The sequence below is a fragment of the Pseudomonas jinjuensis genome, from assembly GCF_900103845.1.
GTDB lineage: Bacteria > Pseudomonadota > Gammaproteobacteria > Pseudomonadales > Pseudomonadaceae > Pseudomonas > Pseudomonas jinjuensis.
Window position 1 is genome coordinate 78924 of record NZ_FNIJ01000015.1, and the last position, 15021, is coordinate 93944.

Consider the following 15021-nt stretch of genomic DNA (forward strand, 5'->3'; position numbering starts at 1 on the left):
ACATCGGTGGATGTAGGAGCGGGCCATGCCCGCGACCCCAACAAAAAGCCCCGCAACACCGGCGGGGCTTTTTCCATCGGGATGACTACAGGTCGAAATCGTAGTCGTTCAGTTGCTTCTGCAGACGACGTTCTTCCAGATAGTTGTCGATGATGCGGCGCTTGGTCAGGTTGGTCTTGGCGACCTCCGCTGCGGCTTCGACGCTCTCATCGGCTTCGTCTTCCACTACTGTCACTTCGTCTTCCAGTTCGAGGTCTTCTTTAGCCATACCAGTCACTCCAGTTTATGGGGTGTGCTTGGCGCCCTTATATCGACAAAGTACGGGGCGGTAAAAAAGATTTTTTCAATGGAGTCGGACGATTCCTACAGTAGTTATCAATCGTCCGACGTCTTGTGCTTGTACTCGCACAGGTCCTCGATCCGGCAGCTCCCGCAGCGCGGCTTGCGCGCCTGGCAGACGTAGCGGCCGTGGAGGATCAGCCAGTGGTGGGCATCCAGCAGATATTCCTTCGGCACGAACTTCAGCAGTTTCTTCTCCACCTCCAGCACGTTCTTGCCGGGGGCGATGCCGGTGCGGTTGGCGACGCGGAAGATGTGCGTGTCCACCGCCATGGTCGGCTGGCGGAAGGCGGTGTTGAGCACCACGTTGGCGGTCTTGCGGCCGACGCCGGGCAGGGCTTCGAGGTCCTCGCGGTTGTCCGGCACCTCGCCGCCGTGCTTTTCCATCAGGATGCGGCAGGTCTCGATGACGTTCTTCGCCTTGCTGTTGTACAGGCCGATGGTCTTGATGTACTCGGACAGCCCTTCCACGCCCAGCGCATGGATCGCCGCCGGGGTGTTGGCTACCGGATACAGCTTCGCCGTGGCCTTGTTCACGCCGACGTCGGTGGCCTGGGCGGAGAGGATCACCGCGATCAGCAACTCGAACGGCGTGGCGTATTCCAGTTCGGTGGTGGGGTTGGGGTCGTCATCGTGCAGGCGACGGAAAATCTCCGCGCGCTTGGCGGCATTCATTCAATCACTCCGGTCACGCGGACGCGCTGGCGCTGTACCGCGGGTTCGCTGCCCGCCTGCGCCCTGGCGCGTTCCGCCAGGCTTTCATCGATACGGTTCTTCAGCGCGATCAGCAGGCCCAGCACGAGGAACGCGCCAGGCGGCAGGATCGCCAGCAGGAAGCCGCGGTAGTCGCCGAACAGCTGGATCTTCCAGGCGGCCGCGGCGGGGCCGAACAGCAGCTGCATGTCGGCCAGCAGGGTGCCGTGGCCGAGCGCTTCGCGCAGGGTGCCGAGGGCGAGCAGGACCAGGGCGAAGCCGAGGCCCATCATCAGCCCGTCGAACGCCGAGCGGGCCACGCCGTGCTTCGCCGCGAAGGCTTCGGCGCGGCCGAGGATCACGCAGTTGGTGGTGATCAGCGGGATGAAGATGCCGAGGATCTGGTACAGCTCGTAGGTCCAGGCCTGCATCAGCAGCTCGATGCAGGTGGTCAGCGCGGCGATGATCAGGACGAACGCCGGCAGCCGCACCGCCTCGCTCACCGCGCCGCGGATCAGCGCCACGGCGGCGTTGGAGCAGGCCAGCACGAGCATGGTCGCCAGGCCCAGGCCGAGGGCGTTGACCATCGAGTTGCTGGTGCCGAGCAGCGGGCACAGGCCGAGCAGCTGCACCAGGCCGGGGTTGTTCTGCCACAGGCCCTGGCGGGCGATCTCGCGATAGTCAGTCATGCGGCTTCACCGGCGTGGAGGGCGTGAGCAGCGCGCCGCGGTGCTCGTCGAAATACTGCAGCGCCTTGTGCGTGGCCTTGACCACCGCACGCGGCGTGATGGTGGCGCCGGCGAACTGGTCGAACTGGCCGCCGTCCTTCTTCACCCGCCAGCCGGGCTCGCCCGGGTCGGACAGCGAGCGATGGTCGAACTCGTGCAGCCAGTCGCTCTTGCCCAGCTCGATGCGGTCGCCGAGGCCGGGCGTCTCCTTGTGCGACACGACCCGCACGCCGAGCAGGCGGCCCTCGACGCTGACCCCGACCAGCAGCTGGATCGAGCCGCTGTAGCCGTCCGGGGCGACGGCCTGGAGGATCACCGCGGTCGGCCGGCCATGCAGGGTGGCGACGAAGGCCGGCAGCGGGCGGTCCTGGCCGAGCAGCCTGGGGGCGAAGACGCTGACCTGGTTGTCCAGCGGCTGGTTGTCGTAGCTGCCCGGCGGCAGCAGTTGCAGCACGGCGCGCCCGCGGGCCTCGCGCTGGGCCGCCTTGATACGTTCCTTGGTGAACTGGTGGACACCCGCCACCAGCCCCACCGTGACCAGGGCGAACAGGCCGAGCACAAGGGCGTTCCTCGCCATCGAGCGCTGGATCTGCATGGATCAGTCTCCCAGTTTGAAGCCGCGCTGCGGCTTCTTGTGCCCGTAGGTCCGCGGGCGGGTGTAGTAGTCGATGGTCGGCGCGGCGAGGTTCATCAGGAGCACGGCGAAGGCTACTCCGTCAGGGTAGCCGCCCCAGGCGCGGATGATGTAGGTGAGCACCCCGACGCCGATGCCGAAGATCAGCCGCCCGCGGTTGCTGGTGGCGCCGGAGACCGGGTCGGTGACGATGAAGAAGGCGCCGAGCATGCTCGCCCCGGAGAACAGGTGCAGCAGCGGCGAGCCGTGGGAGTCCGAGCCGGAGCCGTTCCAGAACAGCAGGCTCATGACGAACAGCGCGCCGAGCATGCCCGCCGGCGCATGCCAGGTGAACAGCCGGCGCCAGAGCAGGAACAGGCCGCCGGCGAGGAACGCCAGGTTGACCAGCTCCGCGCCGCGCCCGCCGACCGAACCGAAGGCGGCGGTCTGCGCGGCGAGTTCCTCGATGGTCCGGCTGTTGTCGGTCTTCAGCGCGTCGAGCACGGTGGCGCCGACCCAGGCGTCCGGCGCCTGGCCGGCGAAGCCGAGGATCTGGCCGAGGCCGTCGACGAGGCCGAGGCTGGCGTCGGGGCTAGGCCAGCGGGTCATTTCCAGCGGGAAGGACACCAGCACCACCACGTAGCCGAGCATCGCCGGATTGAACGGGTTCTGCCCGAGCCCGCCGTACAGGTGCTTGCCGAACACCAGGGCGAAGGCGCTGGCGATCGCCGACAACCACCAGGGCGAGTAGGGCGGCAGGGCCAGGGCCAGCAGCACGGCGGTGACCAGCGCGCTGCCGTCCTTGAGGAAGAACGCCAGCGGACGCCTGCGCAGTTTCAGCAGCGCCGCTTCGCAGCCGAGGGCGATGGCGCCGCACCAGAGCAGGTTGAACAGCGTGCCGACGCCGTACAGCGCGATCAGCGCCAGGGCGCCGGGCGCGCAGGCGGCCAGCACGGTGAGCATCACGCGCTGGGTGCGGTTGCCGGCGCTGACGTGGGGCGAGGTGATGCGGGGCAGTTTCATCGCTTACTCCGCCGGGGGATTGGCCAGGGCGCGCTCGGCGGCGTCGAGGCGGGCGCGGGCGGTTTGCAGTCGTTCTTCCGGGGCGCCTTCGCGCTCCAGCTTCTTCAGGTCGGCGCGGGCGTAGGCCAGTTCGGTCTTCAGCGCGCGGGTCTCGGCGTTGACCGGGCGCTTGTCGATGCGCACCAGCTCCGGCGCCGGCTTGCCGCTGGCGTCCTCGGCGGCATGCAGGGCCTGTTCCGCCTGGGCCAGGGCTTCGCGCAGCGGGGCGAGGGTGGACTCGTCGGCGCCGGCCTGCTGCGCCTTCTTCAGTTCGGCGCGCCTGGTGGCGAGGACGATCTTGGCGGCCTTCAGCGCCTTCTGGCCGTCGCCTGGGGCCTGCGGGACTTGCGGCGCGGCGGGCGGCGGCTGGAGTTCGGCCAGTCGCCGGTCCAGGCGCTGCACCTCTGCGCGCAGGTCGTCCAGGGTCGCCTGCTGCTCGTCGCTGGGTATCTCGCCGAAGGCCTTCTCGAACTTCTTCAACTGCGCGCGGGCCATGGCGGCGTCGATCTTCAGCTTCTTCTGCGCCGCTTCGTCGACCACCGGTGCGACGGTCGGTGTGCTGGCGGCTTCGGCGGCGGCCAGCGCGGCCCTGGCTTTTTCGGCGACGGCGCGCAGCTCGGCGACCTGGGCCTGCAGTTCCGGGGTGTCGTGGGCGGCGAGCTGCTTCTCGGCCTTCTTCAGTGCGACCTGGGCCATGCTCGCCTCGATCTTCAGGCGCTTGAGCTCGTCCGGCGCGGTGCCCACCGCCTTCTCCGCCTTGACCCGCTCGATGGCAGACTGCGGCGCCTCGGCGGTCACTGCCTGAGTGGGCGCCGCCTGGGCTTCGCGGACGCGGGCCGCCTTCTCCTGGCGCGCCTGGCGCTCGGCTTCCCGGCGTTCCTCCTCGCGGCGCAGACGCTCCTGGCGCTGCTCGAAGCGCAGGCGCGAATGCTCGGCCTTCTGCTGCTTCAGCTGCTGCTCGCGGATATCGGCCTTGGCTGCGCGGTAGTACTGCACCAGCGGGATGCTCGACGGGCAGACGTAGGCGCAGGCGCCGCACTCGATGCAATCGAACAGGTTGTACGCCTGCAGTTGTTCGTGGTCGCCGCCGAGGGCGAAGAAGTGCAACTGCTGCGGCAACAGGCTGGCCGGGCAGACCTGAGCGCAGTCGCCGCAGCGGATGCAGGGCATGGCCGGCGGCGGGGGCGGCAGTTCCTCGCGGGTCGGGGCGAGCAGGCAGTTGCCGGTCTTGGTCAGCGGCACGTCGAGGGAAGGCAGCGGCACGCCCATCAGCGCGCCGCCGTAGATCAGCCGGTCCAGCCGGCCGCGATCGAGACCGGCGAACTCCAGCAACTCGCCCACCGGCGTGCCGATCAGCGCCTCGGCGTTCATCGGCCGCGCCAGCGCGGCGCCGGTGAGGGTGGCGATCCGCGAAATCAGCGGGCGGCCGAGGAGGATCGCGTCGTGCACCGCCAGCGTGGTGGCGACGTTGACGCAGAGCGTGCCGATATCCGCCGGCAGCCCACCGGCCGGGACTTCACTGCCGGTGAGGATCTGGATCAGCTGGCGCTCGCCGCCGGAAGGGTACTTGGTCGGAATCGCCCGCAGCTGGAACGGCCGCTCGCCGATGGCGGCCTGCACCGCGGCGATGGCTTCCGGCTTGTCGTCCTCGATGCCGATCAGCACCTGTTCCGGCTGCAGGATGTGGACGAGCACCTCGATGCCGGCGACCAGTTCGGCGGCGCGTTCGCGCATCAGCATGTCGTCGGCGCTGATGTAGGGCTCGCACTCGGCGCCGTTGACGACCAGGGTGTGGATATCGTCCTGGGCGCGCGAGGCCAGCTTGGCGGCGGTGGGGAAACCGGCGCCGCCGAGCCCGGCGATGCCGGCCTGGCGGATGCGCTCCAGCAGCTCTGGTGCGCTCTCGCTGCGGTAGTCGACGCAGGGCTGCAATGGTGTCCATTCCTCGCGGCCATCGCTGTCGATGACGATGGCCGGCGCCGGCAGGCCGGAGGCATGTGGATAAGGCTGATCGCCGATGGCGACCACGACTCCCGAGGTCGGCGCATGCAGCGCCGCGCTGATCGGGCCGCCGGGCTCGGCGATCTTCTGCCCCTTGAGCACCCGCTCGCCGACCTCGACGCAGGCCAGCGCCGGGCTGCCGACATGCTGCGCCAGCGGCAGGACCAGCCGCGCCGGCAGCGGCGCCGTGGCGATCGGCGCGGTGGTGGACTGGCGCTTGTTGGCCGGCGGGAAGATGCCGCCGGGGAAGTCGCGGACCTGCGCATTCATGCCGCGCGCTCCTGATCGGTGGCGATCAGCCGGGCGGCCGGCAGCGGCCATTTCCACTCGCGCACGCCGGGCAGCAGGTCGCGCATCTCGATGCAGTCCACCGGGCAGGGCTCGACGCACAGGTCGCAGCCGGTGCATTCGCTGGCGATCACCGTGTGCATCTGCCGCGCGGCGCCGACGATGGCATCCACCGGGCAGGCCTGGATGCACTTGGTGCAGCCGATGCACTCGGCCTCGCGGATGTAGGCCACCCGCGGCGGCGTCTCGGCGGGGGCGTCCAGCGGTTCCACCGGCAGGTCGAGCAGTTCGGCGATGGCGTGGATGGCCGCCGCGCCGCCGGGCGGGCACTTGTTGATCTTGTCGCCGCCGGCGATGGCCTCGGCGTAGGGCTTGCAGCCGGGGTAGCCGCACTGGCCGCACTGGGTCTGCGGCAGCAGCGCGTTGACCTGCTCGGCGATGGGATCGCCTTCCACATGGAAGCGCACCGCCGCATAGCCGAGCGCCGCGCCGCAGACCAGGCACAGCACCAGCAGCACGCCGACCGCGAGGAGCACGCTGGTCATGGCTTGATCAGCCCGGTGAAGCCCATGAAGGCCAGCGACATCAGCCCGGCGGTGATCATGCCGATGGCCGCGCCCTGGAACGGCTTGGGCACGTCGGCGATGGCGATGCGCTCGCGCATGGCGGCGAACAGCACCAGCACCAGGGAGAAGCCCAGCCCGGCGCCGAAGCCCTGGGCGGTGGACTGGATGAAGCCGTATTCGGCCTTGTTGGCGTTGATCAGGGCGACGCCAAGGACGATGCAGTTGGTGGTGATCAGCGGCAGGAAGATGCCGAGCACGCGGTACAGCAGCGGGCTGGTCTTCTTCACCAGCATCTCGGTGAACTGCACCACCACGGCGATCACCAGGATGAAGCCGATGGTGCGCAGGAATTCCAGGTCCAGCGGCTTCAGCACGTAGCGCTGCAGCAGGTGGCTGCACATCGCCGCCAGGGTGAGGACGAAGGTGGTCGCCAGCGACAGGCCGATGGCCGTCTCGATCTTCCGCGACACGCCCATGAACGGGCACAGGCCGAGGAACTGCACCAGCACGAAGTTGTTGACCAGGATGGCGCTGACCAGGATGAGGGCGAGTTCGGTCATTGCAGGGGGTTATCCATCCGGATGGCCGTTCAGATGCCGGTGATCAGTAGATCGATAGCCGCGATTATTTCGCCGCGCAAGTGCGCGAGGCTGCCGACCGGCTCGCCGAGGTCGCGAAGGGCGATACCCGCCATCTGTGGCGTCAGCAGCAGGTAGTCGGTCCCTTCGAAGGTCGCCCTGGGCGTCAGGCGGCTGATGCCCTGCAGCGACTGGCTGCGGCTCAGCGGAATGACCATGCGCGTCTTCAGCGAATCCAGCAGTTCGCTCTGCACGTCCAGCAGCAGCGGAATGTCTTCCCGCGAGCGCGGATTGCTGTTCCGGTAGAGATTGAACTGCGCCATCAGAAGCTCCGCAGTCCCTCGCTGAACACGCCGTTCTCCTCGACATGGCGATTGTACGAGTCGATGGCCTCGCGGTTCTGCTCCAGCCATTGGCGGGCGAGGCGCTGCTTGACCTCTTCGGCCAGGGCTTCTTCCAGCACGGCGGACAGGTTGACGTCCAGCTCCCGGGCCTTCTTCAGCAGGTCGCTGTTGAGGCTGAGGTTGGTCGGCTTCTTCGGTGCCTGGAGATCGTAGGGAGCATGCATGGCGATGGTCCGGAGTGAGTATGCGCATAATTTATGCGCATGGCTGGCGCAAGACAATCCGCGTGGCCTGAAAACGGCGAAGCCCAACATCGGTTGGGCTTCGCGGGCGTCCGGTTGCCGGTCAGCTGACGCGCTGGCCCGGCTTGGCGCCGCTGTCCGGGCTGAGCAGGTAGATTTCCGAACCGCCCGGGCCGGCGGCCAGGACCATGCCTTCGGACAGGCCGAACTTCATCTTGCGCGGCGCCAGGTTGGCGACGTACAGGGTCAGGCGGCCTTCCAGCCTGCTCGGGTCCGGGTAGGCGCTCTTGATGCCGGAGAACACGTTGCGCTTCTCGTCGCCGATATCCAGGGTCAGGCGCAGCAGCTTGTCGGCGCCCTCGACGAACTCGGCCTTTTCGATCAGTGCGATGCGCAGGTCGACGGCGGCGAAGGCGTCGAAGTTGATCTCGGCGGCGATGGGGTTCTTCACCAGTTCGCCGTTGCCGGCCGGCTGGGCCGCAGAGGCGGCGAGGTCTTCCTTGGAGGCTTCGATCATGGCTTCGATTTTCGCGGGCTCGATACGGGTCATCAGCGGGTTGAACGGGTTCAGCTGGTGATTCGCCAGCAGTCGCTCGTGGTCGGCCCACTTCAGCGGGGCGACATTGAGGAAGGCTTCGGCGGCCTCGGCCAGCTTCGGCAGCACCGGCTTGAGGAAGATCACCAACTGGCGGAACAGGTTGACGCCCAGGGCGCAGATGGCCTGCACCTCGGCCTGCTTGCCTTCCTGCTTGTTCAGCGCCCACGGCGCCTTGTCGGCGATCCAGGCGTTGGCCTGGTCGGCCAGGGCCATGATTTCGCGCATGGCGCGGCCGAAGTCGCGGGCCTCGTAGGCGGCGGCGATGCTCGGTGCGGCGGCCTTGAAGGCTTCCACCAGCTCAGGGGCCGGGTTGGCCTCGACCAGCACGCCGGCGTTGCCCTTGTGGATGAAACCGGCGCAGCGGCTGGCGATGTTGACCACCTTGCCGACCAGGTCGGAGTTGACCTTCTGCACGAAGTCCTCGAGGTTCAGGTCGAGGTCGTCGACGCCGCGGCCGAGCTTGGACGCGTAGTAGTAGCGCAGGTATTCCGGGCTCAGGTGGTCCAGGTAGGTGCGCGCCTTGACGAAGGTGCCGCGCGACTTGGACATCTTCTGGCCGTTGACGGTCAGGTAGCCGTGCACGTTCAGCGCGGTCGGCTTGCGGTAGCCGGCGCCTTCGAGCATGGCCGGCCAGAACAGGGCGTGGAAATTGACGATGTCCTTGCCGATGAAGTGGTACAGCTCGGCCTTGGAGTCCTTGTTCCAGTAGGCGTCGAAGTCCAGCTCCGGGCGGCGTGCGCAGAGGTTCTGGAAGCTCGCCATGTAGCCGATCGGCGCGTCCAGCCAGACGTAGAAGTACTTGCCCGGCGCATCCGGAATCTCGAAGCCGAAGTAGGGCGCATCGCGGGAGATGTCCCATTCCTGCAGGCCGGAATCCAGCCACTCGGCGAGCTTGTTGGCCACCGAGTCCTGCAGGGTGCCGCTGCGGGTCCACTGCTGCAGCATGGCCTGGAAGTCAGGCAGCTTGAAGAAGTAGTGCAGCGATTCCTTGAGCACCGGGGTGGCGCCGGAGATCGCCGATTTCGGGTCTTTCAGCTCGGTGGGCGAATAGGTCGCGCCACAGGCTTCGCAGTTGTCGCCGTACTGGTCGGCGGTGCCGCATTTCGGGCAGGTGCCCTTGATGAAGCGGTCGGCCAGGAACATCTGCTTTTCCGGGTCGAAGTACTGGGTGACCGGGCGGGTGGCGATGTGGCCGGCTTCGCGCAGCTTCAGGTAGATGGCGCTGGACAGCTCGCGGTTCTCGTCCGAGTGGGTCGAGTAGTAGTTGTCGAAGTCCACCAGGAAGTCGGCGAAGTCGGCCATGTGCTCGGCGCGCACGGCGTCGATCAGCTGTTCCGAAGTGATCCCTTCGCGCTCGGCGCGCAGCATGATCGCCGAACCGTGGGCGTCGTCAGCGCAGACGTAGGTCGCCTGGTTGCCACGCATCTTCTGGAAACGCACCCAGATGTCGGTCTGGATGTACTCCAGCATGTGACCGAGGTGGATGGAACCGTTGGCGTAGGGCAGGGCGCTGGTGACGAGAATCTTGCGGGCTTCGGACATGGTGATCAGGCCGTACGGGGAAATCGAGGGAAGTCGGTAACTATATAGGAAGGGGCGAGCTGCAAGCCACAGGCACCGGGCAATTGCCTGAGCGAAAGGCGGGTTGGTGTGTAGGAGCAACTGTCTCGCGCCATGGCCAATCGTTGGTGTAGGGCGAATGAAGCGGAACGCTTCATCCGCCGACCAGGCCACGCCGATGGGATGGCGGATAGCGCTGGCGCGCTATGCGCCCTACGTGGCTGCTCATGGTCCACTTGACGCCATACCTGTAGGAGCCAGGGGGACGCCTAGTTCTTGCTGGCGAACCAGGTTTTCCCTCAACGTCGGCGTGGAAGGAGAACACGGCAATCGCCAGCAAGCTGGCTCCTACAGGTCCGCTGTCAACCGGGGCATCTCTGCGAACGCAGGGGAAAACCTGTAGGAGCGGGCCATGCCCGCGATTCCAGGCGCGGATAGGCACTGCCGGGTCGATCTGTTCGCGAGCAAGCTCGCTCCTACAAGGGTAAAATGCCCGCCTGTTCTGCTCAGCCTTTCTTCGGGAGACTCCATGAGCGTCATCACCCGTTCCACCGTGGAAGCCGTACTCCGCCAGATCATCGACCCTCACACCGGCCAGGACCTGCTGACCGCCGGCTACCTGCGCGACCTGGACATCCAGGGTGGGCGGGTCAGCCTGGGCCTGGAGCTGGGTTACGCCGCCGGCCTGTTCAAGGGCGGTCTGGCGCAGACCGTGCAGATGGCCCTGGAGGCGCTGGATGGCGTCGATTCCGCGCAGGTCCGCGTCGACACCCGCATCGCTGCGCACAAGGCGCAGGCCCAGGTGCCGGGCATGAGCAACGTCAAGAACATCGTCGCCGTGGCTTCCGGCAAGGGCGGCGTGGGCAAATCCACCACCGCTGCCAACCTGGCGCTGGCGCTGGCCCGCGAGGGTGCGCGGGTGGGCATCCTCGACGCGGATATCTACGGCCCGAGCCAGGGCATCATGTTCGGCCTGGCGGAAGGCACCCGGCCGAAGGTGAAGGACCAGAAGTGGTTCGTGCCGATCGAGGCGCACGGCGTGCAGGTCATGTCCATGGCCTTCCTCACCGACGACAACACCCCGGTGGTCTGGCGCGGCCCGATGGTTTCCGGCGCGCTGATCCAGCTGATCACCCAGACCGCCTGGGATGACCTCGACTACCTGGTGATCGACATGCCGCCGGGCACTGGCGACATCCAGCTGACCCTGGCGCAGAAGGTGCCGGTGGCCGGCGCGGTGATCGTCACCACCCCGCAGGACCTGGCGCTGCTGGATGCGAAGAAGGGCGTGGAGATGTTCCGCAAGGTCAACATCCCGGTGCTCGGCGTGGTGGAGAACATGGCCGTGCACATCTGCTCCAACTGCGGCCATGCCGAGCACCTGTTCGGCGAGGGCGGCGGGGAGAAGCTGGCGGCGCAGTACGGCGTCGAGCTGCTCGCCTCGCTGCCGCTGTCCCTGGCGATCCGCGAGCAGGCCGATGGCGGCAAACCGACGGTGATCGCCGATCCGGAAAGCCAGCTGGCGATGATCTACCAGCAGATGGCCCGCTGCGTCGGCGCGCGCATTCCCCTCAGCGAGCAGGCGGCGCCGGCGATGCCGAGCATTTCGGTCAGCGACGACTGAGCCTGTCCATTGGGTCCCCGCGTGCGCGGGGATGACGGATGAAGCGCACCGGGACAAAGTGCCGCCTGGCGCGGTGCTTTGCCCCGGACGAGTCGTCCCGGTAAGATTCGCGCTTCTTTTTCACCTGCAACGGGATGCCCGCCATGACCATCAAATCGGACAAGTGGATTCGCCGCATGGCTCTGGAGCACGGCATGATCGAGCCGTTCGTCGAGCGCCAGGTGCGCGGCGCCGACCAGAACCGGGTGATCTCCTACGGTGTTTCCAGCTACGGCTACGACGTGCGCTGCGCCGCTGAATTCAAGGTCTTCACCAACATCCACTCGGCGGTGGTCGATCCGAAGAACTTCGACGAGAAGAGCTTCGTCGACATCCACAGCGACGTATGCATCATCCCGCCGAACTCCTTCGCCCTGGCGCGCACCGTCGAGTACTTCCGCATTCCCCGCGACGTGCTGACCATCTGCCTGGGCAAGAGCACCTACGCGCGCTGCGGCATCATCGTCAACGTCACGCCGCTGGAGCCGGAATGGGAAGGCCACGTGACCCTGGAGTTCTCCAACACCACCAACCTGCCGGCGAAGATCTACGCCCACGAAGGCGTGGCGCAGATGCTGTTCCTGCAGTCGGACGAGGCCTGCGAAGTGTCGTACAAGGATCGCGGCGGCAAGTACCAGGGCCAGACCGGCGTGACCCTGCCCAAGGCCTGAGCGGGCTTTGCGGAATGAAAAACCGGGCTGATGCCCGGTTTTTTGTTGTCTGCCCTACCCGGATGCTTCGTCGAAACCGTAGGAGCGGGCCATGCCCGCGAATCGCACGCATGGCGTGCTCCTACAGGTTCCGATCGGTGTCGGGAACGGTGGAAATGCTTCGCGATTTCCACCCTACGGGCCAGGTCCCCGGCATTTCCTATACTCAAGCTCCCCACCACCACAGAGGGAGACCTGTCATGCGCCGCCTCAGCCTGCTGTTCGCTTCCCTGTTGCTCGCCACACCGTTGTGGGCCATGCATTGTCCGGCGGACATGGCCAGGATCGACGAGATTCTCAAGACCAATCCACCCAGCGACCCGGCCACGCTCGCCAAGGTGCAGGAGCTGCGCGCCGAAGGCGAACAGCTGCACAAGTCCGGCGACCACTCCGGTTCGGTGAAGGCGCTGGGCGAGGCGCTCGATCTGCTCGGCGCCAAGTAGTCCACGCTGGACGGGCGTTCCGGCCTCGCGGCAGGGGCGCCCGCTACTTCTCCGGCACCAGCGTCAGGCGCTTGCTGCCGTATACCCGTTCGAGGTTCTGCGACTGGAACGGGAAGCTCATGTAGTTGCCCTTCAGCCAGGCATCGATGCCGTCCGCGTAGTGCGGGCTGGCCGGGTTGCCGGACTGGCCGCTGCTGTTGAGGCCGATCATCGGCTCCGGCTGGCCGAAGTCGACGACGATGCGCATGGCCGGAATCAGCCAGGTGTCGAAGTCCTGCCCCCAGTGGTAGCCGGACACGTTCAGCGTGCTGTGGTCGCCGCCGGCCGGGTAGGGGCCGCGGTCCAGGTAGCCCTTGATCGCGTTCAACCCGGCGCGCTGGCCGGCGCCCAGGTACGGCGCCATCTTGCTGCTGTCGCTGACCCACTCGTAGCTGTGCAGCCTGCCCCACTGCCAGGCGCGGCGGTCGCTGCCGAGCTTCTCCTCGCAGAAGGCCACGGCGGCGGCCAGGCTGCGGGCGAGGATCGCCGGCTTGTCTTCCTTCTGCGGGGTGCGGGTGTCGTCCCAGAACGGGCTGTCGTCGCGGCCGAGCAGGTGGTCGGCCTGGGCCGAGTAGGAAATGTCGCCGGCCTGGATCAGGGCCTTCCACGCCGGGCCGTCTTCCGGACCGAGTTCGTCGAGGAAGGTCTGGCGCGCGCTTTCCTGCAGGAAGGCCTCGTACAGCGCGGCGTCGGCGGAGGTCGGCGCCAGCTTGCCGTCGAACGCCATCAGCCGGTCCAGGGCCTCGCGGGCGCGGGCGCGCTGGTCGGCGGGCAGGGCGTCGATGGCCTGCTTCAGCGGCTGGGCCATGCCCGACGCGTCGAGCATCGCCTGCAGCTTGCCGGCGAAGGTGGTGGTCTGGTCGTACTGCATGGCGATCATGCTGCGCGCGTCGTGGCTCCTGCTGGCGCCGGCCAGTTGGGCGATGCGTTCGGCGCGTTCCGGGTAGTACCAGGAACTGGACAGCTGCGCGCCGTAGCCCGGCTGCACGGTGCGCTGGTTGGCGGTGCCGAGCCAGCCCTGCTGCGGGTCCTGGTCGGACGGGTGAAGGATCGGGTCGGCGTAGCCGTCCCAGTCGTAGCGGCCGTCCCAGCCGGGCGAGGGCAGCAGGCCGCGGCCTTCCCTGCGGTTGGGGAAGCGCCCGGTGACCTGCCAGCCGATGTGCTGCTCGTCGGCGAACACGATGTTCAGCGCCACCGCCCGTATCTCGCGGGTGGCGTCGAAGGCCTGCTCGACGCTCTTCGCCCGCGACAGGTCGAACAGCGCGTCGAGGGTCCGGTCGGCCTCGCCCTGGATGCTGCGGTAGGCGATGCCGTAGCCGCTGGACATCGGCAGCGGCTGGAGGAGGTGCTTGCGCTCGCCCAGGGCGCTGTTCAGCAGCGGGCCGTGGCGGGTTTCGTAAATGGTCTCGCGGACCGGGCGCTGGCCCTTGACGAAGAAGGTTTCGTTGCGCTCGACGACCGGCTGCCACTGGCCGTCGGCGAGGTACTGCAGGCGGCCGCCCTGGCGGCGCACCTGTTCCAGGTAGAGGTCTTGGCTGTCGCCCAGCACCATGGTCATGCCCCACGCCAGCTTGCCGTTGAAGCCGGCGATCACGCCGGGCACGCCGGCGAGGGAAACGCCCGCGGCGGAATACTTCGGCGAGCGGATCTGCACGTAGTTCCACACCGACGGCATCGACAGCGGCAGGTGGGTGTCGTTGGCCAGCAGGGACTTGCCGCTGCGGCTGCGCTGCGGGGAAATCGCCCAGTTGTTGGACGCGGCGACGCCGAGCATCTGCAGCGCGGCGATCTGCTGCGCGGCGCCGTCGACGGCCGCGAGGCCGGGAATCTGGCCGGCCAGGTTCAGGCCCTTGAGCTTGTCGGCCTCGTCGAACGGCAGCGGCTCGTCGGGGTAGATCGGCAGCAGCCAGGCCAGCTTGTCGGCGCCGACCTTCTGCGCCAGCACCAGCGAGGCGATCTCTTCCTGCAGGTTCACCGCCAGGCCGAAGTTCAGCAGGGCGTAGACCAGCGCCGAATCTTCCGGCTTCCAGTATTCCGGGCGATAGCCGGACTGGGCGAGGTCCATCGGCAGGTTGTCGCGGTTGCGGTAGATGTAGGCGTTGACGCCGCGCGCGTAGGTCTCGAAGAAGCGCTTCAGACGCGGCGAGGAGGCCGCGTAGATGATTTCCGCCTGCTTGCGCAGGTTCACCGTGCGCATGAAGCGGTCGATCTCCAGCGCGCCCGGGCCGACCATTTCCGCCAGCCGTCCCTGGGCCATCAGGCGCAGGCCGACCATCTGGCTCAGGCGGTCGCTGGCGTGCACGTAGCCTTGGGCGAACAGCGCGTCATGGAAGCTGCTGGTCTCGATCAGCGGCATGCCCAGCGCGTTGCGGCGGATCGACACGTTGTCGGCCAGGCCCTTGATCGGCAGCACGCCGCTGCTCGGCGACACGCTGCCGCTGTAGCGGTCCTGCAGCCAGGCCTGGCAGCCGGTCAGGCTGACCGCGGCGCTCAGGGCGGCCGCGAGGCCGAATCGGGATAGCGGGCGGAAGGCGCGCGGAACCATGGAAAGGGT

General features: G+C 67.6%; 15 protein-coding genes. 3 read left to right on the forward strand and 12 right to left on the reverse strand.

The features are described 5' to 3' along the window. Window positions 1-85: 85 nt before the first annotated feature. The 11 genes from BLR75_RS20040 to metG form a co-directional block, all read right to left on the reverse strand. A complete protein-coding gene (locus tag BLR75_RS20040; protein ID WP_084313759.1) occupies window positions 86-268 on the reverse strand; it encodes a PA3496 family putative envelope integrity protein in 183 nt (60 codons plus the stop codon). Window positions 269-375: 107 nt separating this feature from the next. Beyond that, window positions 376-1014, reverse strand: coding sequence for an endonuclease III (gene nth, locus BLR75_RS20045; protein ID WP_084313758.1), 639 nt, complete (start codon window positions 1012-1014; stop codon window positions 376-378). Then, the gene (locus BLR75_RS20050) at window positions 1011-1721 is read right to left on the reverse strand and encodes an electron transport complex subunit E (RefSeq protein ID WP_084313757.1); all 711 of its coding nucleotides are present in this window, start codon (window positions 1719-1721) and stop codon (window positions 1011-1013) included. Before BLR75_RS20050 ends, nth begins: the two co-directional genes overlap by 4 nt. Further along, the gene (gene rsxG, locus BLR75_RS20055) at window positions 1714-2355 is read right to left on the reverse strand and encodes an electron transport complex subunit RsxG (protein ID WP_084313756.1); all 642 of its coding nucleotides are present in this window, start codon (window positions 2353-2355) and stop codon (window positions 1714-1716) included. The genes BLR75_RS20050 and rsxG overlap by 8 nt, the downstream gene beginning before the upstream one ends. A 3-nt stretch (window positions 2356-2358) precedes the next feature. Beyond that, window positions 2359-3396, reverse strand: a complete 1038-nt coding sequence (locus BLR75_RS20060; RefSeq protein ID WP_084313755.1) for an RnfABCDGE type electron transport complex subunit D — start codon at window positions 3394-3396, stop codon at window positions 2359-2361. 3 nt (window positions 3397-3399) lie between these two features. Next, window positions 3400-5706 carry an electron transport complex subunit RsxC gene (gene rsxC / locus BLR75_RS20065; RefSeq protein ID WP_084313754.1) on the reverse strand — a complete coding sequence of 769 codons (2307 nt, stop codon included), beginning with the start codon at window positions 5704-5706 and terminating at the stop codon, window positions 3400-3402. Continuing rightward, complete coding sequence (rsxB, locus tag BLR75_RS20070; protein ID WP_084313753.1) at window positions 5703-6269, reverse strand: electron transport complex subunit RsxB; 567 nt, start codon at window positions 6267-6269, stop codon at window positions 5703-5705. Before rsxB ends, rsxC begins: the two co-directional genes overlap by 4 nt. Beyond that, the gene (gene rsxA, locus BLR75_RS20075) at window positions 6266-6850 is read right to left on the reverse strand and encodes an electron transport complex subunit RsxA (RefSeq protein WP_084313752.1); all 585 of its coding nucleotides are present in this window, start codon (window positions 6848-6850) and stop codon (window positions 6266-6268) included. The genes rsxB and rsxA overlap by 4 nt, the downstream gene beginning before the upstream one ends. A 29-nt stretch (window positions 6851-6879) precedes the next feature. Further along, entirely contained in the window at window positions 6880-7191 is a 312-nt protein-coding gene (locus tag BLR75_RS20080; protein WP_084313751.1) for a CcdB family protein, read from the reverse strand. After that, the gene (locus BLR75_RS20085; RefSeq protein ID WP_015476190.1) at window positions 7191-7436 is read right to left on the reverse strand and encodes a type II toxin-antitoxin system CcdA family antitoxin; all 246 of its coding nucleotides are present in this window, start codon (window positions 7434-7436) and stop codon (window positions 7191-7193) included. The genes BLR75_RS20080 and BLR75_RS20085 overlap by 1 nt, the downstream gene beginning before the upstream one ends. A 121-nt stretch (window positions 7437-7557) precedes the next feature. Continuing rightward, on the reverse strand, window positions 7558-9594 hold the full coding sequence (metG, locus tag BLR75_RS20090; protein WP_084313750.1) for a methionine--tRNA ligase: 2037 nt from the start codon (window positions 9592-9594) through the stop codon (window positions 7558-7560). 547 nt (window positions 9595-10141) lie between these two features. Here metG and apbC point away from each other — a divergent pair. From apbC to BLR75_RS20110, 3 genes are all read left to right on the forward strand, one after another. Next, window positions 10142-11236: an iron-sulfur cluster carrier protein ApbC gene (gene apbC, locus BLR75_RS20100; protein WP_084313749.1), complete on the forward strand. Its 1095-nt coding sequence runs from the start codon at window positions 10142-10144 to the stop codon at window positions 11234-11236. 143 nt (window positions 11237-11379) lie between these two features. Next, window positions 11380-11946, forward strand: coding sequence for a dCTP deaminase (gene dcd, locus BLR75_RS20105; RefSeq protein ID WP_084313748.1), 567 nt, complete (start codon window positions 11380-11382; stop codon window positions 11944-11946). Window positions 11947-12185: 239 nt separating this feature from the next. Beyond that, on the forward strand, window positions 12186-12428 hold the full coding sequence (locus BLR75_RS20110) for a hypothetical protein (protein WP_084313747.1): 243 nt from the start codon (window positions 12186-12188) through the stop codon (window positions 12426-12428). 43 nt (window positions 12429-12471) lie between these two features. Here BLR75_RS20110 and BLR75_RS20115 read toward each other — a convergent pair whose 3' ends face one another. After that, window positions 12472-15012 (reverse strand): penicillin acylase family protein, encoded by a 2541-nt coding sequence (locus tag BLR75_RS20115; protein WP_084313746.1) that lies wholly within the window; start codon window positions 15010-15012, stop codon window positions 12472-12474. Window positions 15013-15021 lie beyond the last annotated feature (9 nt).